Source organism: Lysobacter capsici (genome assembly GCF_018732085.1).
In the GTDB taxonomy this organism is placed as follows: Bacteria; Pseudomonadota; Gammaproteobacteria; order Xanthomonadales; family Xanthomonadaceae; genus Lysobacter; species Lysobacter capsici_A.
Window position 1 is genome coordinate 2675905 of the sequence record NZ_CP076103.1, and the last position, 25438, is coordinate 2701342.

33 protein-coding genes are annotated in these 25438 nt (G+C 65.6%); 28 read left to right on the forward strand and 5 right to left on the reverse strand.

Annotation, left to right across the window (positions count from 1 at the left end):
- Positions 1-180 precede the first annotated feature (180 nt).
- The 18 genes from KME82_RS11375 (at position 181) to KME82_RS11460 (ending at position 15978) form a co-directional block, all read left to right on the forward strand.
- Complete coding sequence (locus KME82_RS11375) at positions 181-600, forward strand: M15 family metallopeptidase (RefSeq protein WP_215498599.1); 420 nt, start codon at positions 181-183, stop codon at positions 598-600.
- The gene (locus KME82_RS11380; RefSeq protein ID WP_215498600.1) at positions 597-965 is read left to right on the forward strand and encodes a hypothetical protein; all 369 of its coding nucleotides are present in this window, start codon (positions 597-599) and stop codon (positions 963-965) included. The genes KME82_RS11375 and KME82_RS11380 overlap by 4 nt, the downstream gene beginning before the upstream one ends.
- Positions 962-1324, forward strand: a complete 363-nt coding sequence (locus KME82_RS11385; RefSeq protein WP_215498601.1) for a hypothetical protein — start codon at positions 962-964, stop codon at positions 1322-1324. Before KME82_RS11380 ends, KME82_RS11385 begins: the two co-directional genes overlap by 4 nt.
- Positions 1325-1346: 22 nt before the next feature.
- The gene (locus KME82_RS11390) at positions 1347-1514 is read left to right on the forward strand and encodes a hypothetical protein (RefSeq protein WP_215498602.1); all 168 of its coding nucleotides are present in this window, start codon (positions 1347-1349) and stop codon (positions 1512-1514) included.
- On the forward strand, positions 1514-1954 hold the full coding sequence (locus KME82_RS11395; protein WP_215498603.1) for a hypothetical protein: 441 nt from the start codon (positions 1514-1516) through the stop codon (positions 1952-1954). Before KME82_RS11390 ends, KME82_RS11395 begins: the two co-directional genes overlap by 1 nt.
- Positions 1955-2010: 56 nt before the next feature.
- On the forward strand, positions 2011-2763 hold the full coding sequence (locus KME82_RS11400) for a hypothetical protein (RefSeq protein WP_215498604.1): 753 nt from the start codon (positions 2011-2013) through the stop codon (positions 2761-2763).
- Entirely contained in the window at positions 2760-4169 is a 1410-nt protein-coding gene (locus KME82_RS11405; protein WP_252255702.1) for a terminase large subunit domain-containing protein, read from the forward strand. Before KME82_RS11400 ends, KME82_RS11405 begins: the two co-directional genes overlap by 4 nt.
- Positions 4166-6301 carry a portal protein gene (locus tag KME82_RS11410; RefSeq protein WP_215498605.1) on the forward strand — a complete coding sequence of 712 codons (2136 nt, stop codon included), beginning with the start codon at positions 4166-4168 and terminating at the stop codon, positions 6299-6301. The genes KME82_RS11405 and KME82_RS11410 overlap by 4 nt, the downstream gene beginning before the upstream one ends.
- A gap of 8 nt (positions 6302-6309) precedes the next feature.
- The gene (locus tag KME82_RS11415; RefSeq protein ID WP_215498606.1) at positions 6310-7167 is read left to right on the forward strand and encodes a hypothetical protein; all 858 of its coding nucleotides are present in this window, start codon (positions 6310-6312) and stop codon (positions 7165-7167) included.
- A 12-nt stretch (positions 7168-7179) separates the two neighbouring features.
- On the forward strand, positions 7180-8409 hold the full coding sequence (locus KME82_RS11420; protein ID WP_215498607.1) for a P22 phage major capsid protein family protein: 1230 nt from the start codon (positions 7180-7182) through the stop codon (positions 8407-8409).
- A gap of 65 nt (positions 8410-8474) precedes the next feature.
- A complete protein-coding gene (locus tag KME82_RS11425; RefSeq protein WP_215498608.1) occupies positions 8475-8774 on the forward strand; it encodes a hypothetical protein in 300 nt (99 codons plus the stop codon).
- Positions 8775-9188, forward strand: a complete 414-nt coding sequence (locus KME82_RS11430) for a hypothetical protein (protein WP_215498609.1) — start codon at positions 8775-8777, stop codon at positions 9186-9188.
- Positions 9185-10591 (forward strand): packaged DNA stabilization protein, encoded by a 1407-nt coding sequence (locus KME82_RS11435; RefSeq protein ID WP_215498610.1) that lies wholly within the window; start codon positions 9185-9187, stop codon positions 10589-10591. The genes KME82_RS11430 and KME82_RS11435 overlap by 4 nt, the downstream gene beginning before the upstream one ends.
- Entirely contained in the window at positions 10588-11136 is a 549-nt protein-coding gene (locus KME82_RS11440) for a DUF6445 family protein (protein ID WP_215498611.1), read from the forward strand. The genes KME82_RS11435 and KME82_RS11440 overlap by 4 nt, the downstream gene beginning before the upstream one ends.
- On the forward strand, positions 11136-11582 hold the full coding sequence (locus KME82_RS11445; RefSeq protein ID WP_215498612.1) for a GNAT family N-acetyltransferase: 447 nt from the start codon (positions 11136-11138) through the stop codon (positions 11580-11582). The genes KME82_RS11440 and KME82_RS11445 overlap by 1 nt, the downstream gene beginning before the upstream one ends.
- Before the next feature lies 1 nt (position 11583).
- The gene (locus KME82_RS11450) at positions 11584-12279 is read left to right on the forward strand and encodes a hypothetical protein (RefSeq protein WP_215498613.1); all 696 of its coding nucleotides are present in this window, start codon (positions 11584-11586) and stop codon (positions 12277-12279) included.
- A 13-nt stretch (positions 12280-12292) separates the two neighbouring features.
- Positions 12293-13981 (forward strand): D-Ala-D-Ala carboxypeptidase family metallohydrolase, encoded by a 1689-nt coding sequence (locus KME82_RS11455; RefSeq protein WP_215498614.1) that lies wholly within the window; start codon positions 12293-12295, stop codon positions 13979-13981.
- Positions 13981-15978, forward strand: coding sequence for a hypothetical protein (locus tag KME82_RS11460; protein ID WP_215498615.1), 1998 nt, complete (start codon positions 13981-13983; stop codon positions 15976-15978). The genes KME82_RS11455 and KME82_RS11460 overlap by 1 nt, the downstream gene beginning before the upstream one ends.
- A gap of 156 nt (positions 15979-16134) precedes the next feature.
- Here the strand turns inward: KME82_RS11460 and KME82_RS11465 are convergent, their stop codons facing one another.
- A complete protein-coding gene (locus tag KME82_RS11465; RefSeq protein WP_215498616.1) occupies positions 16135-16524 on the reverse strand; it encodes an Arc family DNA-binding protein in 390 nt (129 codons plus the stop codon).
- 114 nt (positions 16525-16638) lie between these two features.
- Between KME82_RS11465 and KME82_RS11470 the strand changes: the two genes are divergently transcribed.
- The 8 genes from KME82_RS11470 (at position 16639) to KME82_RS11505 (ending at position 21040) form a co-directional block, all read left to right on the forward strand.
- The gene (locus KME82_RS11470; RefSeq protein WP_215498617.1) at positions 16639-16812 is read left to right on the forward strand and encodes a hypothetical protein; all 174 of its coding nucleotides are present in this window, start codon (positions 16639-16641) and stop codon (positions 16810-16812) included.
- A complete protein-coding gene (locus KME82_RS11475) occupies positions 16809-17486 on the forward strand; it encodes a KilA-N domain-containing protein (protein WP_215498618.1) in 678 nt (225 codons plus the stop codon). The genes KME82_RS11470 and KME82_RS11475 overlap by 4 nt, the downstream gene beginning before the upstream one ends.
- Positions 17483-17692, forward strand: coding sequence for a toxin-antitoxin system HicB family antitoxin (locus KME82_RS11480; protein WP_215498619.1), 210 nt, complete (start codon positions 17483-17485; stop codon positions 17690-17692). Before KME82_RS11475 ends, KME82_RS11480 begins: the two co-directional genes overlap by 4 nt.
- 73 nt (positions 17693-17765) lie before the next feature.
- Positions 17766-17936 (forward strand): hypothetical protein, encoded by a 171-nt coding sequence (locus KME82_RS11485; protein WP_215498620.1) that lies wholly within the window; start codon positions 17766-17768, stop codon positions 17934-17936.
- 65 nt (positions 17937-18001) lie between these two features.
- Positions 18002-18829: a hypothetical protein gene (locus KME82_RS11490; RefSeq protein ID WP_215498621.1), complete on the forward strand. Its 828-nt coding sequence runs from the start codon at positions 18002-18004 to the stop codon at positions 18827-18829.
- A 1-nt stretch (position 18830) separates the two neighbouring features.
- Positions 18831-19475 (forward strand): hypothetical protein, encoded by a 645-nt coding sequence (locus tag KME82_RS11495; RefSeq protein WP_215498622.1) that lies wholly within the window; start codon positions 18831-18833, stop codon positions 19473-19475.
- Entirely contained in the window at positions 19472-20632 is a 1161-nt protein-coding gene (locus KME82_RS11500) for a hypothetical protein (protein ID WP_215498623.1), read from the forward strand. The genes KME82_RS11495 and KME82_RS11500 overlap by 4 nt, the downstream gene beginning before the upstream one ends.
- Before the next feature lie 63 nt (positions 20633-20695).
- Positions 20696-21040, forward strand: a complete 345-nt coding sequence (locus tag KME82_RS11505; protein ID WP_215498624.1) for a hypothetical protein — start codon at positions 20696-20698, stop codon at positions 21038-21040.
- 228 nt (positions 21041-21268) lie between these two features.
- Here the strand turns inward: KME82_RS11505 and KME82_RS11510 are convergent, their stop codons facing one another.
- Positions 21269-21769, reverse strand: coding sequence for a hypothetical protein (locus KME82_RS11510; RefSeq protein WP_215498625.1), 501 nt, complete (start codon positions 21767-21769; stop codon positions 21269-21271).
- Positions 21770-21840: 71 nt separating this feature from the next.
- Positions 21841-22623, reverse strand: a complete 783-nt coding sequence (locus KME82_RS11515) for a class I SAM-dependent methyltransferase (RefSeq protein WP_215498626.1) — start codon at positions 22621-22623, stop codon at positions 21841-21843.
- A 60-nt stretch (positions 22624-22683) separates the two neighbouring features.
- Between KME82_RS11515 and KME82_RS11520 the strand changes: the two genes are divergently transcribed.
- Positions 22684-22953 carry a hypothetical protein gene (locus KME82_RS11520; RefSeq protein WP_036103055.1) on the forward strand — a complete coding sequence of 90 codons (270 nt, stop codon included), beginning with the start codon at positions 22684-22686 and terminating at the stop codon, positions 22951-22953.
- A 7-nt stretch (positions 22954-22960) separates the two neighbouring features.
- Positions 22961-23335 carry a hypothetical protein gene (locus tag KME82_RS11525; RefSeq protein ID WP_215498627.1) on the forward strand — a complete coding sequence of 125 codons (375 nt, stop codon included), beginning with the start codon at positions 22961-22963 and terminating at the stop codon, positions 23333-23335.
- 271 nt (positions 23336-23606) lie between these two features.
- Here KME82_RS11525 and KME82_RS11530 read toward each other — a convergent pair whose 3' ends face one another.
- Positions 23607-24059 carry a DUF2214 family protein gene (locus tag KME82_RS11530; RefSeq protein WP_215498628.1) on the reverse strand — a complete coding sequence of 151 codons (453 nt, stop codon included), beginning with the start codon at positions 24057-24059 and terminating at the stop codon, positions 23607-23609.
- Between the two features lie 732 nt (positions 24060-24791).
- Positions 24792-25388 carry a cysteine dioxygenase family protein gene (locus KME82_RS11535; RefSeq protein WP_252255704.1) on the reverse strand — a complete coding sequence of 199 codons (597 nt, stop codon included), beginning with the start codon at positions 25386-25388 and terminating at the stop codon, positions 24792-24794.
- Positions 25389-25438: the final 50 nt, after the last annotated feature.

Sequence of the window (25438 nt, forward strand, 5' to 3'; positions counted from 1 at the left end):
GACGGTGCTGAGCCGATCCCAACGATGCCTCTACCAGCGACAGAGTAGTTTCGAATTCGCTCCGCCCATCCCTTTGATCGGGGACGGCTGAGAACGGAGCGACTGACAAGCCGGGAAAGACCGGCACCCATCCCAAGCCCTGCGAGCGATCGCGGGGCTTTCGCGTTTCTGGAGCCCACGATGCCCTTCCAGCTCTCTGCCAAAAGCCGCGAGCGGCTCGCCGGCGTGCATCCCGACTTGCGCCGCGTCGTCGAGCGCGCGATCGAGTTGACCACGGTCGACTTCATCGTGACGCAGGGCAACCGGACGCCGGCCGAGCAGGCCGCGCTGTACGCGCAGGGCCGAACCAAGCCCGGCCCGAAGGTGACCTGGACGCTCAACAGCCGCCACGTCGGCGGGTTCGCCGTGGACCTGGCGCCCTGGCGCGACGGCGGCATCGACTGGGACGACAACGGTAAGCGCGGTCTATGGCCGCGGATCGCCGAGGCGATGCTCACCGCGGCCGCCGAGCTGAAGGTGCCGATCACCTGGGGCGGCAAGTGGACGAAGACGCCGGACCGGCCGCACTTCGAACTGCCGGCCGACAGGTATCCGGCATGAGCGCCGCCCAGACCGTCGCGGCCATCGACTGGGCTGCGGTCGGCACCGCGATCGGCTCGGTCGGCGTCCTCGCCGGCGGTATTTGGGCCGCTTGGCAGCGCAAGAAGACCACCGAGGCGCAGACACGCGCGGACGTGGCCGAGTCGAACGCTTCAGCTACCGTCGCCGACGCTCAGCAGACCGTCTACAACCTGCTCAAGGAGCGGGTGACGACGCTCGAGGCCGATATGCGCTCGGTCCGCGCTGAGCTGGCCGAGGAACGCAGCCATTCGCGCAAGCTGGTCGAGCACATCTGGAACCTGGAAGGGCTGATGCGCGATGCCGGCCTGACGCCGCCGCCATTCAACCCGGGCAAAACCACATGAGGCTGACTCTGACCGGCTACCTGCTGATCGCGCTGGCGCTCTCAGCCGTCGGCAACGGGTTCCTGGCATGGCGCCTCGCAGGAGCAAGCCAGCGCTGCCGCGCCGAGATGGAGTCGGCCGCGCGGATCGCTATCGCCAATGAGCAAAAGCGCGCCGCCGGCGCCGAACGGCAGGCAACGGACATTGCAGCCGAAACCAAGCAAGAGGGTCGCGAGGACGCCGCGGCAAGCGAGATCGAGACCAATGACCGCGAAACCGCGATACGCACTGTGGTGCTGCATGGTGATTGCCGCATGCCTGTCGGGCTGCCAAGCCTTCAGCCGGCTATCGACGCCGCCAACGCCGCCGCGCGTGACTGACTGCATCGAGGAGCCTGCCGGCGTGTACCCAAACGAGCCGACCGCGCCGAAGACGGTGACCGACGCCTACATCGCGAACCTGCGCGCCTGGGGTAATCGCGTGCTCGGCATCGCCACCAGCGACCGCATCGCCTGGCGCACCGAGCGCCGGTGCCTGCGCAAGCTGCAGCAGGCGGGCCAGGTGCGCTGATGAAGCCGTCGACCTACACCAAGGCGCTCGCCGACAAGATTGCCGCGCGCCTTGGAACTGGCGAGACCTTGGCCGACATCTGCCGTGACAAGGGCATGCCGGCCGTCCGCACCATCAGCGATTGGCGGGCAGCGCATCCTGAATTCGACACCGCATTTCTTTCAGCGCGATCCGAAGGTTTCGATGCGATCGCCAACCGAGTGAGGGCGACCGCGCGGGGCAAGAAGTCGAAGGACGGCGGCGATTCGTCCGGTGATGTGCAGCGCGACAAGCTGATTATCGAAACCGATCTCAAGCTGCTGGCAAAGTGGGACTCGCGCCGCTACGGCGACAGGGTGCAGCTGGAGCACTCCGGTGGCATCAGCTCGCTGAGCGATGAGCAGATCGAGGAACGCTTGCGCAAGCTCATGGCCGAAGAATCCGGCGGGGAGTTCGCATGACCTGGCTACCGCTTGCCGATAGCGGCGTTTCCTTCGTGCTGGACGGCTCGACCGACGTGGCGATCATCGGCAGCACGGTGCAGACGACCGTCGACGGTGTGGCGTTCGACCCGGATTGGTCGTTGGTCCTGGGTGACGGTAGCGTCGACTACAGCGTCCGCATCACGCCGCTGCCGTACACCAGCATCGGCCAGGGCTTCGGCGAAGGCCCCAGCAGCTTCCGGTTCACGCGGGCCGACTCCAGCACCGCCGACGTGGTCAACGGCGACGCCGGGGAGACCGCCGACGAGTTCATCCCGAATCCGGTCACCGGCACGGGCCGCAAGATCGATTACTTCCCCGGCACCGGCAGCGAGACCTCGCGCAACGAGTCGTGGCAGATGTTGGTCGAGATCGAGGACGTCGCGCCGCCGGCTGAAACCTGCCAGGAACTCGGCCGCGTCACCCGCGCTTACGCTTCGGCCTACGACCGGACGCGCATCCACCGATCGCGCTTGGCTCCGAACGAAAAGCGCTGCCTGATCGCCGCCTTCAATGGCGCGATCCCGCTGGGGCGCACGATCACGCGCGCTGAGTGGCGCTTGGACCGGACCTACTCGGTCACCATGTCGGCGGGGTCGATCGAGGGCCGCGATGTGCGCGTGATGATTCAGGCGCGCAATCGCGGAATTTCGCCTATTCGCTGCGAGGCAACCCTCGACAACGGCGAGATCTACGTCCAGCTGTTCGAGATCGAAGTCGTCGACGGTCCGTACTTCGGTGACGCGCAACTGGCGGCTGGCCCCGCGGTGATCGTGGTCGATGCGTGAACGCCACGCTGTCGATGGTGCAAAAGCGCGAGCTTGTCGCGCTGCTGGAGGAGCGGGACAGGCGTAAGCGCACGAATCGGTTGCGGGACTACGTCCCATACGCGAAACAGGCGCTATGGCACGCGCTGGGCTGCGAGAAGCGCGAGCGCATGCTCAGCGCCGGCAACCAGCTCGGCAAAACGCTCGCGGCATCGGGCGAGGTGGCGATTCACCTCACAGGCCGGTATCCGGACAACTGGGAAGGCTTGCGGTTCAACCGCGGCAATTCGTGGCTGGCCGGCTCCGAGTCGGGCGAGCTGACGCGCCGCGGTGTGCAGCGCCTGCTGTTCGGCGACGATGCCCGCAAGAACGCCGGCACAGGGATGATCCCGCAGGACGCGATCATTTCGATTTCGTGGTCGCGGCACGTCAATGACCTGATCGACACGGCCAAGATCAGGCACGCGAGCGGCGAAGTAAGCCGCATCAGCCTCAAGTCCTACGATCAGGGGCGCGGCAAGTGGCAGGCGGACACCGTCGACGGCATTTGGTTCGACGAGGAACCGCCCGAAGACATCTACCTGGAAGGGCTCACCCGAACGAACGTCACGTTCGGGCCGATCCTGGTCACTTGCACGCTGCTGAAAGGCATGACGGCGATCGCTTCGCGCTTCTGGCGCGAGCGCGATCAATACCCTGACGTCGGCATGGTCAACATGACCATCCACGACGTAGACCACTACAGCGCGGAGCAGAAGGCGAAGATCATCGCCAGCTACCCCGCGCACGAACGCGAGGCGCGCACGATGGGTACGCCGTCTCTCGGATCGGGCCGCATCTTTCCAGTCAGCGACGAGAGCATCAAGGTCGACTCGTTCGCGATCCCGGCGCACTGGCCGCAGATCGGTGGTCTCGACTTCGGTTGGGATCATCCGTTCGGCGCCGTGAAAATCGCCTGGGATCGCGATTCGGACTGCATTTACGTCACGAACACCTACCGAGAGCGCGAGGCGACGCCGGTCACTCATGCGGCCGCACTTCGCCCTTGGGGTTCATGGCTGCCGTGGGCATGGCCGCACGACGGCCTGCAGCACGACAAGGGCAGCGGCGAGGAGCTCGCCAAGCAGTACCGCGACCAGCAACTGAACATGCTCGATGAGCGCGCGACCTTCGAAGACGGCGGGAACGGCGTCGAGGCGGGTGTGATCGACATGCTCGATCGCATGCAAACCGGTCGATTGAAAGTTTTTGCGCACCTCGCCGACTGGTTCGACGAGTTCCGTCTCTATCACCGCGACAAGGGCCGAATCGTGAAGCTCAACGACGATCTTCTCAGCGCGACTCGCTACGCGATCATGATGCTGCGCTTCGCCGCGCTAAATCAGACCGCTCGCGCCCTGAATTTCAAATCTGAGTTCAGCCGATGAGCAACGACAACGACAAATCGACCGACGCGATGATGGCCATGCGGGAGCGTTTCTCGCAGTCCGTGAGCTTCGATTCGACACTGCGCACGGCCGCTGTGGATGATCTGCGCTTCGGCTTCATCCCAGGCGAGCAGTGGGACCCCCGCCAGCGCGCCGTGCGCCAGCGCGCCGGCCGCCCTTGCTACGAGTTCAACAAGGTCCGCCAGCACTCCAAGCAGATCACCAATGACCTGCGCCAGAATCGCCCGCAGATCAAGGTCAAGGCGACGAAGCAGGGCACGGCCGAGGCCGGCAAGATCATGCAAGGACTGATTCGCAGCATCGAGGCCGCGAGTCACGCGGATCAGGCTTACGATACCGCTGGATTCTTCGCCACCAACGCCGGCTTCGGCGTGATTCGCGTTACGACCGAGTACGCGGACGACGACACGTTCGAACTCGACGCCCGCATCCGAGAGGTCCGCAACCCCTTCGGCATCCACTTCGACCCGAGCGCCAAGGAGACTGACAAGCGCGATGGTCGGTTCGCCTTCGTGCCCGATCGCATCTCGCGCAAGGAATTCAAGGAGCGCTGGCCCGACGCGCAGCCCGTGAGTTTCCAGGGCTGCGAGGTGTATGGCGGTCCCGATTGGTGGGGCCAGGACGATATCCGCATCTGCGAGTATTGGGAGCGCGACCCGGTCAAGAAGCGCGTCGTGCAGCTCTCCGACGGTCGCGTGATCGACGGCGACAAGTACGACAAGATCGCCGACGAGCTGGCGCAGCCGCAGCAGCTGCCCGACGGCACCATGTCGGAGCCGATCACCAAGAAAAGTGAGCGCGTCGTCGACGCCTGGGCGGTGAAGGTATCGATCGTCTCGGGCAACGAGGTGTTGGAAGGCCCGACGCCGTGGCCGGGAAAGTGGATACCGCTCGTGCCGGTCTGGGGCGACCTGGTGAATATCGACGGCAAGGAGCACTGGAGCGGCATGATCCGGCCTTCGAAGGATGCCCAGCGCCAGTACAACTTCAATCGCACGTCGATGATCGAAATTGTCGCCGAGCAACCCAAGTCGCCGCTGCTCTACACCGCGGCGATGGTGCAGGGTTACGAGGCTGTGTGGGAGAAGATGAGCGAAGCGAACGCGCCGGCGCTCCCCTACAACTTCGACCCGAAGGCACCGGGCGGGCGTCCGATGCGCGAACAGCCGCCGGCCTTCCCGTCGGCCATGCTGCAACTGGCGCAGATCGACAGCGACGACATCAAGGCCGTCACCGGCCAGCACGACCCGTCGATGGGTGTCCGCAAGGGTCAGCAGAGCGGCCGCGCCATCGTGGCGTTGCAGCGCGAGGGTGATGTCGCCAACTTCGACTACTCCGACAACCTGTCGCGCGGCATCCGATTCGTCGGCGAAATCCTCGTGGATGTGCTACCGAAGATCATCGACACCGAGCGCATGGTGCGCATCCTCGGGCCGGACGACACCGAGAGCTACGTCACGATCAACCAGCAGGTCTTCGACGACGAGTCGCAGCAGTGGGTCACGATCAACGACCTGTCTCAGGCGAAATATGACGTGGTCTGCCAAGCCGGCCCGAGCTACACGACGATGCGTCAGGAAGCGGCCGACGCGCTCATGCAATTGGCGAACGGTGGCGGCCCGGCCGCGCTGCTGGCGCTGTACGGAGCACTGCTCAATCAGGACATGCCGGGTATCGAGCCGGTTCTCGCCGGCTTGAAACAGCTACTGGTGCAGAACGGCCTGATGAAGCCGGACCCGAAGGACGAGCCGGAAGCCCCGCCACCGCCGAATCCGAAGGACGTTGCAGACGCCAAGTACAAGGACGCGCAGGCGCGCAAATCCAACGCCGACGCGGAGCAGACGCAGGTCGAGACGCAGATGCTGCTCGCACAGCTCCCGCAACTGCTACAGCAGTTGCAGATGCAGCAGCCAAGCGCCGGGCTACCGCCAGGCAGCCCCGAAGACATGCCGCCGCCCGACCAGGGCGATCCAAGCGGCCCGATGTTCGACGAGCCCCCGCAAGGGGGCTTTTTTATGGGCGAACAAAACCTCGACACGCCTGATTGGCCGCAAGCAGCAGACGGCCCGGCGTTCGACCCCTACCCGGGTTCGCCCGGGCTCAATCAGTAGAGGACGAAATGAGCACCGAGAACGCAACCGAGGCTGTCGCCACCCAGGCGACGGAGGCGGGCAAGCCTGTGCCGGACGCGGCGAGTACCGATCAGCAGCAGTCGATCGATACCGCAGCGACCGAAAACGGGCAGGCCGAGCAACCCGAGAACGACAACACCAACGACGAAGCCCAGCAGCAAGGCGCGCGCAATCCCAAGCGCCCGCGCTGGAGCGACGTCAACGCGGCCCGCCGTGCCGCAGACCAGGCAGCGCAGGAGCGTGATTACTGGCGACAGCAGGCCATGGGCCAGCAGTCGCCGCAGAGTCCGCCCCAGCAGCAGCCGACGACTGCCGGCCCGCGCCCGACGCGCGATCAGTTCGACTTCGACGAAGCCGCCTACGAAGACGCCGTCTACGAGTGGCGGCGAACGCAGGAGGTCACGAAGGAACAGCAGGGCAAAGCGCTGGAAACGGCACAGCAAGTTCAGGCCAGGTTCGCGGCTGCCCAGGCGGCTTTCGCCGAGGCGACGCCGGATTACGAAGACGTCGTGATGAACCCCGACCTGCAAGTCACCCCACAGATGGCCGGCGCGCTCGCGCAGTCGGACATCGGCCCGCAGATCGCCTACCACCTGGGTCAGAACCCGGCGGAGGCCACGCGCATCGCCGCGCTGGCGCCTCTGCAGCAGGTGCTCGCGATCGGCCACATCGAGGCTCAGCTCGCCGCCAAGGGCGCCGCGCCGAGGCCGCCAAAACCCAAGCAAACCACCAACGCACCGCCGCCGCCGCCGTCCGTGCATGCATCCGTACCGGTCAAGAAGTCGGAAGCCGACCTGACCGATTCGGAGCGTGTCGCGGCGATCCGCGCGGCGCGGGGCAAGTAATCGGAGAACGAAATGGCTAACACTTTCAGCACCCAGCAGATCTTCGCGGCCGAGGTCGCGGCGATCATCGAGGAATCCTGCCCGTTCCTGATGGGCATCAACCGCGCCCGCGAGAAGGAATTCGCAAAGGCGCCCAACGGCTTCAAGATCGGCAACTCGGTCAAGGTCATGATTCCGGGCATCGGCCCGGTGTATGACGGCGTGGTGCTGGCCGGCGGCGGCGCGGTCGCCGACTGGCAGGAAAAGCAGGTCGACCTGTCGATCGACACGCAGAAGCACACCGCGGTCAACGTCACCGCCGACGAGGCTGTGTTCAAGCTCGACGCCACCGACCCGCGTCGCAAGGACTACCGCGAGCGCGTCATGAAGCCGCAGATGTCCAGCCTGTGCGCGACGATCGAGGCCGATCTGATCCGTCGTGCCGTCCTGGCCACGCCGAACCTGGTCGGCACGCCCGGCACGGTGCCGAGCACCATGAAGATCTTCACCCAGGCCCGCGGCAAGCTGCAAAAGGCGTTGGCGCCGGCGTCGCCGCGCGATCAGCTCATCTCCACCGACGTCAATGCGGAGCTGATCGACTCCAGCAAGCAACTGTTCAACCCGCAGGCGGACATCTCGAAGATGTACCGCGAGTCCTACATCGGCCGCGCGAATCAGGCCGACTGGCACGAGTGCGTCAACCTGCCGACCCTGACCAACGGCAACAAGGTCACGGGCGTGACGGTGTCGGGCGCCAGCCAAACCGGTACGTCGCTGCTGGTGGGCGGGCTCGCGGCGGCGGACACGTTCAAGAAGGGTCAGATCTTCACCATCGCGGGCGTCTATCAGACCCACCCGCTCACCGGCGACATCTACCCGGACCTGCAGCAGTTCGTGGTGACCGCCGATGTGACCTCGGCCGGCACGACCGTGAGCATCCCGATCTACCCGGCGATCACGCCGGCGATGCCCAACAAGACGGTCAACGCGTCGCCGGCCAACTCGGCGGCCCTGACCTTCGTCGGCGCCGCGGGCCTGTCGTACATCAACAACCTGCTGTTCCAGCGCGATGCGTTCACCGCGGCGTTCACCGCGCCGCCGGTGGTCGCGGGTTCGGAGGGCTACCAGTTCGATGACAACGGGATTCGCTTCACGGTGCAGACCGGTGGCGACTTCTCGAACCTGTCGAGTGCGACCCGTATCGATGCTTGGTACGGCTTCGCTGCCGTGCGCGGTATCCACGCGGCGCGCATCGCGCAGTAACCGGCCACTTCGTCAGTGACCTATTCGGGGCGCCTTCGGGTGCCCCGTTTCTTTTGGAGGACGTCATGTTCCTGGAATATCCCAAGATGCTGTATCTCGGTGGCGACATCGAAGCGGCGAACATCATCGCGACGACCGAGGCCGACGAGCGCCAAGCGCGGGAGAACGGCTATTTCGATGCCGGCGAAGATCCGGCCAAGGCCGCGCGCGAGGAAGCCGAGCGCATCGCTGCCGCGCTCAAGCAAGCCGAGGACGAGAAGCGCGCGGCCGAGAAGGAGGCCAACGAGCAGCGCAAGGCGGTCGAAGCCGAAGCCAGCGACGCCAAGCCGGGCAAGGACGCCGGCGGCAAGGCGAAGGGCGCCTAAATGAGCACCGTCGCCGACATCATCCGCGACGCACTGCGTCATCTGCGTGTGCAGGACCCGCGGCAACCGCTGAGCGCCGAGGACGCGCGCGACGGCATGCGCATGCTCAACCTGATGATGCGGCGATGGGAGGCGGACACGCTTGCCCTTGGCTGGAACGACGTCACCGACGTCACGCAAACGCTTCCGCTTCCGCCCGAGGCCGAACTCGGCGTCGGCTACAGCCTGGCCGTGGTGCTCCGGCCGGGCTTCGGCGTGGATCTTGACCCCGACGTCAGGGACGGCGCCGAAAAGTACCTCGTGGCGTTGCAGCGGGACGCGCTGCGCGTGTCGTCCTTGCGGCATGGGGCGATGCTTCCGGCGGGCGAAGCGGACGGCTATTGCGATTCGCTTGCCGGGTGGCCGCGCCGATGAGCCAGTGGCAGCCCGTTCAGATCGTCGGCGGGGCCTATGCCGATGACACCCGGCCGTTCTCGTGTCAGGACACGGTGAACTATCTGCCGTTGCAGGCCGAGCGCCCCGGTGGCCGGTCCGATTGGCTGCTGCGCAGCGCACCGGGCTTCCGTCAGTTCGCGACAACTCAGAACAAGCCCGTGCGCGGCGCGCACGATGCAGAGGGGCTGTTCCTGGTGGTTGCCGGGCGGACGCTGTACCGCGTCAACACCAATGGCAGCACGGCCTCGATTGGCACGATCCCCGGCGTTGGTCGCGTCTCGTTCGCGCACAACCAGATCGAGAACGGCAATCAGATCGTCATCGTGAACGGGCAAGCCGGCTACGTGTGGAACACGGTGGCTGGTGCGCTGACTCAGATCACCGACGAAGCGTTCCCGGGCTCGCCCATCGCCGACTTCATGGACGGCTACATCATCGGGGTCGACCCGTTCGGGCGGTTCTGGTTCATCAGCGACCTGACCCAGGCGACGCAGTACAGCACGCTGGACCGGCAAGACGCCGAATCGCAGCCGGACAAGATCGTCACCGCAATCGTCGTCGGCGACCTGGTGTTGGTCTTCGGCGAGCGCACGGGAGAGTTCTTTGAGAACACCGGCGCCGACACCGGCACGTTCCAGCGCGTGCGCGGCGTCACCATGGACGTCGGCTGCGCATCGGCCCACGCCCGCGCGCGGCTCGACAACTCCGTCTATTGGCTGGGCAGCGACGGCAACGTGTACCGCTTGGTGGGTAACTCGCCGCAGCGGATCAGCACTGCGGCAATCGAGCAGGCCATCGCGGGCCTGAACTGGTCGAACGCGTTTGCACAGACCTTCGAAGACCGCGGTCACAAGCTGTTCGTTCTCACCTTCCCCGATGGGCACACCTGGCAATTCGACGTGCTGTCCCAGGAATGGTCGCGCCGGCAGTCGAATGGTCTCAAGCGCTGGCGCCTCAATACACTCACGAAGTGGCGTCGGCAGTGGTACGGGGGCGATTTCTCTAACGGGAAGCTCTACCAACTCGACTGGGACGAAATGACCGAGGACGGTGCGCCGCTGGTATCGGAGCGCGTCACCGCGGTCACCCATGCGGACGGAAATCCCGTGGTGGTCGACGGAGTCCTGCTGGTGTTCGACGTGGGCCGCGTCGATGTCGGCGTCTCCGATCACTTTTGCAGCATCAGCTACAGCGACGACGGCGGTCACAACTGGAGCAATCCGGCGATCGTGTCGATCGGCAAGGCCGGCGAGTTCCGCCGCTCGGTTGAATTGCGCCGACTTGGCATGACGCGCGAACGTGTCTGGAAGGTTTCGGTGAGCAGCCCGGCGAAGCGCGATCTGATCGCCGCCTCGTGGAAGGCCGCAGGGGCGCGCTCGTGATCGTCATTGACGACTTCTTGCCCGATGGCGCCGGTGCTCGCGCACTGGCGCTAGGTGCCCCCTATCAGGACGTGCTTGCGCCCGATGGCGAGGTGTACCGCCGGGTCTGCGTCACCGAAGTTCCGGGGCTCGTGCCGGCGCTGGAGGCCGCGGTGGGCCCGGTCGAGATGCTGCTCAGTGGCTTCCGGCTCAACTTCGCCGGCGAGATGCCAAACGCGGCGATTCACTCCGACATCGGATTCGGCACGCACGCGCTGGTGCTGTACCTGTGCGACGGCGAGGGCGGCACGGCCTTCTGGACGCACAAAGCGACCGGCGAGCACCGCATCGAACCCGGTGACGTGCCGCTCTGGCATGCCGTATGCGGTGACTGGGACCGCCCCGAAGCCTGGTCGCAGCGAGAACTCGCCGAGCTCAAGTTCAACCGTGCCGTCATCTACGAAAGCGCGCTGTTCCACAGCCGCTTTCCCTTTGCTGCGTTCGGCACCGGTCCCCAGGACGGTCGATTGATCGCGGTCGCATTCTTCAATCTCCGAGGCACCTGATGGACATTCGAAAGGCCACCGAGGCCGACATTCCCGCGATTGTCGAGATGGGGCGTGAGTTCTATCCGTCGACGCACTACTCGGCGCACATCCCGTTCTGCCCGGAATCTGTCGCCGCGATCGCGCGCACGATGCAGGAGAGCGGCATCTTGCTGGTAGCCGACGACGGCGGCGCCCTGGTCGGCATGGCCGGTCTCGTGGTGGCGCCATTCATGTTCAATCGCGCGTACACCGGGGCCTACGAGGTCATGTGGTGGACGTCGCCCACCGCGCAGGGACACGGCGTAGGCAAGGCGTTGCTCGCTGCGATCGAGCCTGCCGCGGCTGAATTCGGAGTTCTTCCGATCCAGATGGTGTTGTTGCCCAGTTCCCCGCCGCAGGCGGCCGTACTCTACGAGCGCGCCGGCTATGCGGTCTCCGAAACGTCCTACACGAAGGTGATCTGACATGGGCGTCGTAACCGCAGCAGTGATCGGCGGCGTTGCAACGCTGGGTGCCGCCGCGATGGCAAACAAGGGCGCCAAGGATGCGTCGCGCGCGGCGTCGAATTCGGCGCAGGCCGGCCTCAACGAGCAGCGCGATGCGCGCGAGCAGTTTCAGCAGAACATCAGCCCCTACCTCGGCGCCGGCAGCAATTCGCTTGCGCGTCTGCAGGCCGTGAACGACGGCGACTACACGGACTTCTACAACGCGCCCGATTACAAGGCCGCGCAGGAGCAGGGTACGAATGCGCTCATGCGCGCGGCGGCGGCGCGCGGCGGCTTGCGCAGCGGGGGCGCCGACGCTGATCTGCTGCGCTTCGGCCAGGGTCTGGCGGCTCAGCAGCTCGGCAGCTACCGCAATAGCCTGATGGGCCTGGCCCAGATGGGGCAGAACGCCGCGGTTGGCGCCGGCCAATTGGGACAGCAGAACGCGAACGCCATGGGGAGCCTCTACGGCGTCCAGGGCCAAGCCGCTTCGGATGCTGCGACCAACAAGGCGAACATCTACGGCAATGCGCTCCAGGGCTTGGCCGGCACGGCCAGTCAGTACCTGGCGAACCGCCAGTCCGCCTACAGCAATAACCAGATCGGACCCGTGACGCGGCAGCAGATCAGCATGCCTAGCACGTCCGTCCAGGTCCCCAAGTACCGATACGGCTAAGGGAGCAGCGAACATGGCTCAACTTCTACTCCCCGACATCCCGGGCGCGATGCAGCAGGGCTGGGAATTCGGCACGCGCCAGCGCCTGCAGCGGCAGGGCGAGCAGCGGCAGAATCAGCTCTCCGCGCTGTCCGAGCAGGCATTTACCGCGCCGGACGAGAATCGCAACGCGCTGCTCGCCCAGATGGAAGGCGTCAAGGCCGGCGCCGGCTTGGAGTACGGCCAAGCCTTCGGCCAGCATGCCGCCAGCGAGGAAGAACGGCGTAACAAGACGCTGTTCAACATGGCGCGCACGCTGGTCAACGCCCCGGCTCAGATGCGCGCCGGCCTATATCAGCAGATGGTCCCGTCCATGCGTCGCTTCGGCATGACCGATGCGCCGCCCGCGTACACGCCTGAGACCGCGTCGGTGATCGACCAAACCGCGCAGGCGCTGGTGCAGGCTTCGATGGGCGCGCAGGCAAGCCCGTCCGGCTTCCGCGAACTGGACATGACCGCGCGAGCCGCCGGGTACACGCCGGGGACGCCCGAGTATCAGCAGGCCGCGCAGGTCGCGCTCGGCATGCGTGGTCGCGCCGCAACCGGTGGCTTCGGCTTCAAGGAGATCACGGGCGCCGACGGCCGCACGCGGTGGGCCCGGCAGAACCCTCGGACCGGCACGATGGAGGTCTACGACGAGACCACCGGCGAATTCACGCCGCTGGGGGGTGGCGCGTCGTTGAATCCCGGTGGCGCACCGGCAGGCGGCTCGTCCGCGTCGAATCTCGGCTCGCCGATCACGATGCCGGCGGACCTCAACACAGCATTCGCCTCGCTCAGTAACTCGTTCCCGGGCACGCAGATCACCAGCACGACCCGCACGCCGCAGCACAACCGCGAGGTGGGGGGCGTCGCGAACAGTCAGCACCTGCGCGGCACGGCGGCCGATTTCGCCGTGCCCGCGGCCCAGCGGGCGGCTTTCATCGAGGCTGCGCGCCAGCAAGGGTTCGAAGCGATCGACGAGGGCGACCATGTGCATCTGGAGCTTCCGCCGGGAGCACGCGCACCGGCTGGTCGCGGCAGCCTCGGCGTGAGCCAGACCCCAGCCGAGATCGAGTTCGCCAAGCAGGCGGCCAAGAATCAGGCCGATCTCGCCAACTACGACGCGATGACCGAGAAGGTGACGCGGCGCGAGGCGGCGACGACCGCGGCCCAGGCTCAGGCGAAGACGCAGGCCGAGGTCAGCGCCCAGCAGGGTACGCGCGCGCGCGATGCCAATCAGGTGCTGACTCTGCTCAGCGAGGCCGAAAAGTTGATCCCGAAGTCGACCGGAAGTTCGGCCGGCGCGCTGGTCGATACGATCGCCGGCGCGGGCGGCACGGGCACGGAAGGCGCCAAGGCGATCGCGCAGCTGCGAGCGATCGCGGGGCAACTCACGTCGAAGATGCCGCGCATGGAAGGGCCGCAGTCGAACGCCGACGTTAAGATGTACGAGCAGATGGCTGGTGACCTCGCCAATCCGAGCTCGCCGCGCGAAGTTCGCATGGCGGCTCTGCAAACGATCCGGCAGCTCAACGAGAAGTACGCTGCGCAGAACGCCGCAGGCGCTCAAAGCCCCTCGGCTCCGCGGGCGCCGGCCGCGCCGCGCGCAGGCACCGTTCAAGACGGCTACCGCTTCCGCGGGGGCAATCCCGCTGATCCGAACGCTTGGGAGCGCCTCTGATGGCAGGGCCGTGGGAGCGCTACCAGCAGCCGTCCGCAGCCGCTGATCCGACCGCGTCCGGGCCTTGGACGCAGTACCAGTCGGCGGCGCCGGAAGCCGACTTCAGCGACGTCAGTGTGCGCGTGGCGCCATCGTTGGCTGAGCGCTACAAAGCCGCAGGGATCAACCCCAACGTCAAGGCCACAGACGGCGAGTCCTTTCTCGACAACGCCGCGGCAGGCTTTGGTGCCAGCTACGTCGACACGAAGGACGCAGTTCGGCAGCTTGCTAGTCAGGGTGCTGCAGACTACACACGTGGTGTCCAGGCGATTCAGGGCGCGGGCCTTCCTGCGCCCCAGTTCGCAAAGGAAATCGTGCAGGGACTCACGAACGCCACCAGCGGTTACGAAAAAAAGGTTCAGAGCGAGATCGACCAGCGCAAGAAGTACGACGAGGCGTTGAAGGACACGGGAGCGGGCAAGATCGGCGGAGGACTCGGGTTTATCAGTCAGCTGCTGATGCCAGCGGGCACGTTGAGGGGAATCGGCACCGTGGGTGGTGGCGCCGTCAATGCATTAGCGGCTCTCGGTAGCAGGGCTTTGTTGCCCGCCACGCTCCGCGGCTCCGCGCTTCAGGGCGCAGCACTTGGCGCGCTTACGCCCGTTGCGACCGGGGACAGTCGTGGCGCAAACGCGCTGCTCGGCGGCGTTGCTGGTGCTGGCGGTGCTGCGCTGGGCCGGGCCATCGGTGCTACGGCTCGGGGCACCAAGAATGCGCTGCTCACTATGCTCGGCCGTCCGACTCAAAATGCCCTCGCTGAGCGTGTCGCTCAGGTGCTGCGAGCGGAGGCCGAATTGCCCGAGCGCCTCATGCAAGCCGCACCCTCTGCCATCAGTCGCGTGCAACGAACCCTCGCCGAGGAAGTGCTCGATCCCGGCGTCGCGCGGCTTGAGCGCCTGTTGCGGGGCAAGGGTGGCTCGTGGGGCGACCTGGACCGCGCCAACAACAATGCGCGCGTCAATGCGCTCGCAGCCTTCGCGGGCGACGATGCCGCGATCGCCGCCGCCAAGCGTCAGCGCGGAGACAGTGCCAAGCCGCTGCTGGAGCGGGCGCTTGAAGTCGAGAATGTGGACACCAAGCCGGTCGCGAACGCCCTGCGTGATCTGGCCGAGAAGTCGGAAGGGCGGCCGGCGGTGCAGGACGGGCTATCGCGAATCGGCTCGCTGCTACAGCGAACCGCGCCTGGCGCAGAAAAGGGTGCGGAGAAGGTCGCGGAGAATCGCCTGTCCGTCCTCTACAACGTGCGCAAGACCATCGACGACATGTTGTCTGGAAAGTACGGCGGTGAGTCGGCCGCTGCGCTTGCAGGCTCGCGTGAGCTGCTGAAGGTGAAAGAGTCGCTGGACGAAGCGCTCGCTTCGGCGTCGCCCGAGTTCGCGCAGTACCTGGATGCCTTCCGCAAGGGGTCGATCCCAATCGGACGCATGCAAATTGGTCGCGAGTTGATGGAGCGCGGCGGCGCCGTTCCCGATGCAGTGTCGGGCAGCAAGGTGCTCACCCCGGCGCAGTTCTCAAAAGCAACGAGCAATATGGATCGCGTCGCTGCTAAAGCCACAGGCTTCAACAAGGCCGAGGCCAGCCGCTATCTGGAGCCCGAAGATATGGCGACCATCAACGCAATTCAGGACGACCTGCAGCGACGCAGCTTTGCGGCCACGGCCGGCAGCGGCGGCAACTCGCAGACCGCGGAACGGTTGATGGGCGATGACAGGCTTTCACGTGGACTGGTCAGTCGCGCAGCAGAGCGCATTCCCGTGTTCGGGGCGGCGGCGCAATATCTTCGTGATGCGGGCCAGCAACGTCTGGAAGCCAAGCTGGCCGAAGTGATGATGAACCCGGCGCAGGCACGATCAATCCTTGCCGCGGTCCCGGCCGAGGACCGGCGTGTCCTTCAACTCGCGCTTGGCCGTGTCGGCAACGCTGCTGGGGCGGTCGCTGCCAATTCGATGCAGCAGTAAGCGTTTGACCCGTCCAGCAGGTAGGAAACGCCAGAGCAGCCAAGCAACCAATTTCGCCGTTCCGAAGAAGACGACGATGACGATGACTGCCAGGATCGGCTTCACCGCCAAGCCGAAGAACCATGGATTTTTCAGCCATTCTTCCATGCCGGTCTCTCAGGTGGTTTTCTTCTTGCGCTTGATCGGCGGGTTGCCGTCGTACTTGCGATAGATCGCCGCGGCTTCTTCAACCATCGAGTTCAGTCGCTCAATTTCTGCTGTGTAGGCGTCCATGGCCTTCAGCCACTGCACCATTCCCTCGACCGTCGAAGTGTTGATCTTCTTCAGCGCGTCGTTCTGTTTCTGCTCAAACTCTTCGATGACCTGGTCGCGCAGGAATGTCGTGAGCAGGTCGTCGGAACTTTCTTTGCTCAACGACGACTCTAGGCGCGCGAGGATCTCCGCGTGAAGTGATCGGCCATTTGCTCCGGCGGCAGCGTCCAGCCGCTCACGGAGTTCCTCCTGCATTCGGAGGGGGTAGGGCTTGATTTGGTGCCGGTCGTTCATGGCGCGAATTGTGGGCGGCAGAAAGAGTCCCGGCAAAGAGTCCACTTGACGCCCACGGAATATTGGCGCTAAATAGAGTCCACATCGACATGCGGTCGATGGATAGGAGGATTTATGAGCGGCAAGCAGGAGCAGCCGGTGCGTCAGGCGACGACCTACCCGCTGCGTATGGACCCCGAAGTTCGAAAGCGCGCCCAAGAGGAGGCCGATCGGCTGGATCGAAGCCTGCACTGGGTGCTGAACGACAAGCTGAAAGAAGCCTTCGGGCTGAAGGCGGTGCCGGCATGAACATCGTCCACCTCGATTTCCAAGGCAACGACATGGAGTTCCGCGACGACGGCTGGTTCAACGCTACTGCTGCAGCCGCCATTTTCGGAAAGCGGCTCCAGGACTGGCTGGACAATCGGGAAACCCAGGGGTACATCGCCAGCCTGGCCCGCTTCCTAAATCACGCCAATCAGCGTGATTTGATCCGAGCCAGCCGAGGCCACAACGGCGGCACTTGGATGCACCCAAAGCTGGCTGTGCCGTTCGCTCGCTGGCTGAGCGTGGATTTCGCCATCTGGTGCGACGACAAGATCGACAAGATCATCCGGGGGCAGGGAGACTGGAAGCGCGCGCGGCATGAAGCGACGAGCAGCCACAAGGTCATGGCGAAGACGCTCCAGATGGTCCGCGCAATGGAGGGCAAAGAGACGCAGGCCCACCACTACCAGAACGAGTCGAAGCTGACGAACTGGGCGATTGGCGGCGAGTTCGCCGGCCTCGACCGGGAACGACTCACCGAGTCTGAGCTGGATCGGCTGGCCGCCACCGAGATCGAGAACGCCGTGATGCTCGGCGCGCGCATGGCCTACAGCGAGCGCAAGGCCGTTTTGGCCGGTCACCGCGAGCAAGTGCCGGATGCCAGGGCGTTGCCGATCAAGCCGAGGCAGAAACGTCTGCCGAAGGCCGCAGCATGAGCGGGGACGGCTACACCAGGATCACCCTGCGACTTCCAGACGCGCTGCACGCCCATCTGACGGATGAGGCTGCTCGTACTTCGAAATCGATGAATGCCGAAATCGTAGCGCGCCTGGGATCCACGTTTGGCGTATCGCCGCTCGACAAGTCCACGGCCGAGCGCCTGATCGAGTCGTTGCAGGCGTTCGTGGCGAAGCAGCCATGACCCCCAAAAAGCGAGAGCCCCGACGTTTGCGGCGTCAGGGCTCTCAAGTCGAATCATCTGCGGAGACAATTCAATGAGCGATGTTATTCCCCTGCGAGCCGAAGTCAACGACGCGGATGAACGGACTGACCGCCGTCTGCTGGCGCTGGCAGCGCTGATCGCCAGAGCCATTCGGGAAACCCCAGTCGTCGCGGCGCGCGGCAACGTAATCCGCTTCCCCGTTGAGCGCCGCTGTAGCGCCTGACCCAACCACCACGATCACCCCGAGACCCCGCGAAAGCGGGGTTTCTGCTTTCTGGAGCCCCCGAAATGGCAGCTTTCCGTGTGCTGGACCCGTTCCAGACCTTCTTGAACCAGAACAGCACCGGGCCGGCGGCGGGTGGCCGGTTCGATTTCTTTGAGGCCGGGACGACGACGCCGAAGGCGGTTTACGCCAATCCGGGCCTGAGCGTCAGCAACGGGGCGTCGATCGTGCTGGATGCCGCCGGCCGGCTGTCTGTGGACTGCTGGGGCGACGGTGCCTACCGCGCGCGGCAATACGACGCCGACGGGACGCTGATCAAGGAGCTTGACGACATTCAGCCGACCACGGGTGGCGGCTTGGCGATCCCGACGCCGCTGGAAAACGGCGCGGTCCTGAGCAACGACGGCTCAATCCTGCAATGGCTTCTCGGCTTGTTCGTGCCCGATCCGTCGGGCCAGACGAACAAAGTGCTGTCGAATGACGGCACGCTGCTCCTATGGAAGGAGATCGTGACCCCGCCGGTGGTGACGCCTGACATCGTGCTCACCGGCAACGGTGCCGCCGGGACGTTCCGCGCCGGCACCAGCGCGGTCACGAAGAAGTTCATGGTGATGTTCGGCTCCGACTCGATGACGGCCAGCAACCAGATCCAGGCAGCGGGCAGCTTCGTATTTCCGAGTAGCTTCGCGTTCGATGAGCCGCCGCGCGTGTTCATCATCCCGAAGACTGCGGCGGCCACCTCACAGGGTGACGTGCCGAGTTGTGCGGTGATCAATACCAGCACCACCGGCTATGACGTGGCGATGTCCACGACCTTCGGCCAGAACGCTGCGAAGATCACCTCGGCCGTTCCGTTCGATTTCATCGCGTTCGGCTTCAAGACGGTCGCCTGACATGGCCGGTGTTCCGAAGTCCAGCGAGCGCCTGGTCCAGCCCAACGGCACGCCCACGTTCGCGTGGTATCGGGTGCTCGGCCGTATCGCTGACCTGGTATCGCTCGACGACGTGCGCGCGTTCTTCCGGGCGTTGCTGGTCAAGCTCGGCTCACCCGACGGGACACTAGAGAAGCTGCCCCCAATCGCCGTAGGGTCGTTCCTACCGACCAGCACCCAGGTCAGCGCGAGTTACTCCATCGACGCCAACGGCACGCTGGCCGGCGGGGTCGTGGCGCTGACGCTGGTCAACGACGAGTTCGAACCCCTCCCGACGCACTACTACGGCACCGGCGCCGATGGCCTGCGCGGGTATCAGGCCGTGGCTGATGCGCTGGCAGCAGGCGAGGGAATCGCGCTCACCGTCGACGGCGTGGGCGTAACCGAGATCGCGCTCGCCGAACTGGCCGATGCCGGCGGCGGCGCGCTGCTCAAGGTCTCGCGCGACGACTTCGGCCGCGTCGCCGGCACCAGCGCCGCGACCACCGACGACCTCGACGAAGGCGTCACCAACCTCTACTTCACCGACGCCCGGGCCGTGGCCGCACTTGAGGACACGGGGCCGGATTACCTGCAGCTCTACATCGACGCACGGGATGCCCCATGACAAACCTGAGTGAAGCATTGATCGAAGCCGGCACCGATATGCGCGATCAGCGCATCTTTCGCGCATCGTTCGTGGGGGGCACGGCCGGCCAAGTCTGGACCAAGATCGACGGCACCGATTACAACGCAGGATGGGCCGATCCCGCTGGCGGCAGCACGATCGACATTTACGTCGACAATCTGCCGGGCCCCGATCCGACGTCGTCGATCCTGCTGCGGTACGGCGACGGCTCGCTCGCGCTGCGGAAGATCGGCGGCGGCGAGTACCAGTTGCTGCAGGCCCCGGTCGTGCCTGCTCAGGCCGCGGCCGGAACCACGTCGATCCCCGTCCGCGGCGAGTTCGGCGCGGTGCTGTTCGACTATGCCGATTCGATCTACTTCGAATCGCAGGCGCTGACCAACGGCAAGCCCGTGACCTTCGTCCAGCTCGGCGCCGGCGCGCTCAAGATCGATGGCATGACCATTCGATGCCAGGCGCTGCCGGTGACGGATGGCGCGAACGCCAACATGACCGCTACTCGCTTCGGGTTCGACGTGCTCGTCGCCGGCGACGTTGCTTCGTCCGAGGCGAGCCCGTACTACTCCGGCCTGGCCGCCGACTTCCTCATCAACCAGTTCATCGCGGTCGGCGACATCGGCGGATTCGAGAACAACACCGGCACGCCGCAGCAGGCGGCGACGCTTCACTACTTCCCGACCTCGGGGCGGACCTATGTCGAGTTCAGCAGCTCGCTCACCCGCGGCTCGTTCGGCTTCGCCACCGGCGATTTCGGCTTCGGCTCGGACCTGGGCAGCGACCCGTACTCCATCGCGCTGCGCGTGAGCGGCGCGGATCTGATCGCGGTCAGCGAAGGGGTGACGATCGCCACGTTCGCCGGCGAGGGTGGCCGCGGCACGACCACGGGGCGATGGGGTTTGCTCGTCGACCCGACCGCCAAGGAATGGTGGCTGCTGGCCGATGGTGCCTGGCTTGGCCCGGACCCCAGCACCGACCCCGGGTCGCCGTACTTCCTCGACGATTTCGGGTTCAGTCGGCCGGCGGTCGAAGCGGCCGGCACCGCAGGTTTCTGCCGCCTGTGGTTCGCTCCGGGGATGATGGCGCACGCCGCGGCGGCGACTGCCGGCGGTGCGACCCAGGTGGGTATGCTCGTCCCGTAAACGATTCAGCGGCCCCGACAGCCGGTCGCAGCCCATGAGAACGCCGGGCCTACCATGCCGCGCATGGACCCCCGACTGCACACGCCCCTACCGCGGCACTTCGAATGGGCCAACTCGGCCCACACCGACTTCAAGGACGCCCACATCATCGTGCTTGAGCGCGAGGTGTGGGTGTCTGTCGCGCTGCCGCGCCAGAGGGCGGAAGGCTGGGAGGTCTGCACTGGGGTCTACCGGCGGCATTTCGGCGTCGGCCGCTGGGTGAACATGCGCAACGAGGCCGAGGCGGTCCGGTGGATGGCGGGGTGGGTGACCAAGTACGCTGACCGGATCGTCGCCGAAGCACCGCGGCGGCGGCATCGGCCAGTGGCCCCGAATCACATGCTCGACCGGTTCAAGCACGGCCGGTGACCAGCCCAAAAATTCCCCAGGATTTCCCGAAAGCATTGGTGCATAAGGCTTTGAGGTTCCCACCTCCGGCACCACGTAAATCCGAGAACAACCCAACCGCCCGGCCAACGATCCAACGGCCGGCGGGCTTCCCGGAAAAGAAGAAAGGCTCAGCCTCGCGGCTGGGCCTTTTTGTTTTCCGGCGTTTGGTCGGATGCCGCGATGGCAGCCGGCGCATCCCGCCGCGCCTCAATCCAGGCGTGGCGAATACGCGAACCGCTTGCGCGGTGGCTCCCTGAGCCAACCGCGCAGCCGCTTGAATGCGAACAACGCGATCTGTCGGTCGGTGGCGCCGCGCAATCGGACCCGCGCGTCGAACGCCGCCTGGTTGCCGACGTCCGCCAGCGCCCAGGTGAAGCGTCTGCGGATCGCGTTGCCGCCGTCGTACTCGTAGGCATAAGTCTTGAGCGAGGCGCGGTAGAGCGCATCGACCAATTCCGCGGCGCGCAGCCATTGCACGCACAGGCCGATTTCATCGTGGCTCTTGTGCCAGTCGGCGTCGAGCAACGCAATGCCGAGTTCCAGTACGCGAGGGTCGCTACCGTTCTCGTGGAGAAGATCCAGTGCGCGGGCGTCGCAGGCGATGTCCGGTGCGCGAGGCTTGAGCGCGTCGATGGCGATCCACAGGCGTGTATCGAAGTCGAGCATGCGGGTTTCGATCGCGAGGTTGTGGGGCGCGGCGGTGTTCATGGCGTCGTATCGCCGACATTATCGCCGGGCGCGATGAGTGCCAAGCTGCATTGTCGGACGCCGGCCCGGACTCAGCGCTGAAACCGCATCATCCGCCCGCTCAGCACCGGGCGATCTTCGATGCTGAAACGCCGTTCGCTGGAGGTGAATCCATCGGCTTGCATCGCGGTATTCATCGCGCCGCAATTGCCGCGGCCGGGGTCGGCGATCAACACCTCAGCATGCGCGTGCGCATACAGTTTGATTACGTTCGCCAGCAACGCGATATGGCCGCGTTCGTACAACACGTCGCTGCCGATGATCAGGTCGAAACCGCCCAGCGCACGGTCGCGCCGCGCATCCCATTCCAGATGGTTGTAGGGCACGCCGCTCAAACCGTTCAAGGCCGAATTTTGCGACAGGAAATCTTCGGCGAGCGGATGCCGGTCGCTGGCGGTGACGTCGGCTTCGCGCTTGTGCGCGATCAGGCTCGACAGCGCCAGTCCGCAGCCGATTTCGAGAATGCGTTTGCCGGCGATGTCGCGCACGGCGATTTCCTGGGCGAGTTGCAAACCGGTCGGCCACAGTTGCCCGAACAGGCTCCACGTCGCCGAGGAAATACCCAATCGTTCGGCGGCCTGGTCGGGATCGTGAAACTGCTGCAGATCCTTCAGCGCGCGAATGCGATAATCATGTTCACCGACCCGCAGATCGATGACGCGGGTTTGATATCGCAAGAAACCTCTGGATGACGTGGAAACGAACGTCTTTGAGGCAGGCGGCGCTAAAGCGCCTGTAAATCGCGAATCGCCGGGATCGCTTCCCGACCATACGCCGATTATCTCGTAATAGCGAGGAATATCGCTGATTTTCATTCTTCACCCCCGCGCCGGGAGGTGGGGCGCATACTCGCGGGTCTACGTGTCGGAGCAACGATGGACAATCATGTCGAGTGGTTCCAGTTCACCTTGTCCAACGGACAAACCATCGGACCTGCTCCGTTGCGTCTGATCTGGATGGAGGCATCGGGCACCACCAATGTCACGGTATTGCGCAGTCAACGCCTGTTGCTGGGCAAACGCACCGCCGTGTATTCGCTGCGCGCCTCGCCCAGGCTCGCCAATATCCGCGTGATCGAAGCGCGTTTGCGCAGTCTGTTGGAGAACGCGCGCCTGCACAGCGTTCTCACCGCGGTTTCCCATTGAGGCCCTTATGAATACGTTCGACATCGCGGTGGGCAAGTGCGAAGCGATCGACAAGAGCACGGTCACCATCCGGCTCGATAGCGCGATCGTCAGCCGTCTGGTTCCCGGCCATCCGTGGCGCACTTCGGGCACCAGCGTGCTGCGCCTGGACATCCGTCTGTGCAGCGAAAGCCGGCCGCCGGAAATCGGCCGCGAGTTGTTCCTGCAGCGCGACGCCTTGTTGCGCAATCCGCGCGCCAGCCTGGATCTGCTCGGCGACGGCCAGTTCGCGCCGATCCGCTTGCGCGCGATCGGCGACAATACCGATCCGGAAGTCATGCAGCCCGCAGCGAAAGCCGGGCGCGGCGATCGTTCGCGCGTGCGCTGGGGCAAGGAAGGCTGAAAGCCATCGTGGTTTCGCTCGCGCGTTCGCGTGTGAGCCAAATCGAGGTGTTTGGCGGCGTGCGGCGCTGCGGGTTGGAGCGAGTGCGCTTGCGGGCGTGGCGCGATTCGAAGATCGCGCCGATCGGTGTGCGTTCGTTCAAGTCGGGCTGAGTCAGGTCGAACTGATCGAATCCGTCTGATCAACGCCGCCCGATCACAATCGATTCGATCGCGATCGGCTTGATCGGCGCAGGCTCAATCCAGCCTGGGCGCGATCAGACCTGGCGCGATCAGAATCCGCCGTACCGCGCCATCGCCGCGGCGCAGACCAGGATCACCGCGATCAGGATCAGTTCGAAACGGATCAGCACGCGCAGGACCCGCACCTGCGGCGCCGGCGGCAGGAAGTCCGGATCGCGCTTGAGCGCCTTGCGCCAGCGCAGCAAGCGCACGGTCGGCAGGATCGACAACAGCGCGATCGCCACGAACGCGCCGAACTTGGCATGAAACCAGGGGTTGTGCTGATAGAAATCGACGCCCTTGACGCCATGGAACAGGCGCGCGATGCCGACCGCCAACAGCAGCATCGCGCTCAGGCCGTAACCGGCATCCAGTCCGGCCAGGCGCTTGAGCACGGCGGCATCGATCGGCCCGCGCAACAGCACCGATTCGGCGACCAGCATCGAAATCAGGGCGAACACCAGCAGGTGGTGGAACGCGGCGAGCAGCAGGTCGGTCAGCATGGTCGGGCTCCGTGCGATGGCTGGGAGATTGCGGCGCGCGGACGACCGCGGCGCCTGGGCGGCTCGCGCAACGCTGAATCACGGCGTTGCCGCCGGCGAAGATCGCGCCGGCGCGGGGCGTTTACCAGTGGCGTTTGTAATGTCCTGCGATGGGCTGCGACGGCCAATCCGCGTTGCGGGCGACCACCAGCGCCCATCGGTTGGAGACGGGCGCGGCGGGTTACGGCACGCCGCTGTCGTAAGCCATGCGATCCCCCTGTAGGAGCGGCGCGAGCCGCGACCGCGACCTCGGGCTTGCGACGCATCTGTTTGGCGCGGTCGCGGCTTGCGCCGCTCCCACAGGGTGCGCGCGTGACGGCGAGGGGGGTTGGGTTGGACGGCGAACCCGATTGCGACGCGTTGTTGTCGCAAGTGATGCAATCCGACCGTAAGAGCGGCGTGAGCCGCGACCGCGACACCTCGCTTGCGACGCATCTGTGTGGCGCGGTCGCGGCTCGCGCCGCTCCTACAGGGGGCGCGCGTGACGACGAGGGGGTTGGGTTGGATGGCGAACGCGAGTTGCGACGCGTTGTTGTCGTAAGTGATGCAATCCGACCGTAGGAGCGGCGTGAGCCGCGATCGCGGCATCGCGCTTGCGACGCATCTGTGTGGCGCGGTCGCGGCTTACGCCGCTCCTACAGGGTGCATTCGTCGCAGTGAAGCGGTCGACAGCCGCGCGGCGTTGCGCGCCGATCAGGCGGCTTCGTCGGTCTTCAGGGTCTTGTCGACGCGCTGGAACCACTCGCCGTCGCGCGGCTCGAACATCGAGCAGCATTCCATCGGCGCCTTGTAGATGTGCAGCGACACCGCGACCGAGTCGTTGCTGGCGTTGCGGATGGTGTGGTACTCGTGCGGCGGAATCAGGCTGCCGGCGCTGCCGGGGCCGGCGTGCATGCCACCGGCGGCGCGGAAGCGGAAGTTCTCGCCTTCGCGTTCGAGCAATTCGAACTGGGTGATTTCCAGCTCGCCGTCCCAGACGCCTTCCACGCACCACAAGCCGCTGTGATCGTGCATCGGCGTGCCCTGGCCGGGGCCCCAGGTCATCGCGACCACGCTGTAGCCCAGTTCGGGGCTGCGGTAGAGCTCGCGGCGCGCGTAGTGGTCCTGGATCGGGTCGAACACGCAGTCGGGCAGGTTGACGTCGCGGTCGCGGATCATCTTGCACAGGGTGTTGCGCAGGGCCGCGGTGACGGCGTGTTCGTCGCCGGCGCTGACCGCGGCGTCGATCGCGGCGACCAGCTTGTCGTGGCCGGGGAAGTCGAGGTCGGGCAGGGTGTCGGTGGCGTTCATGGCGTGGATTCTACGCCCCTGCCCGTGCCTTGGCAGCTTCGGACCGCCCG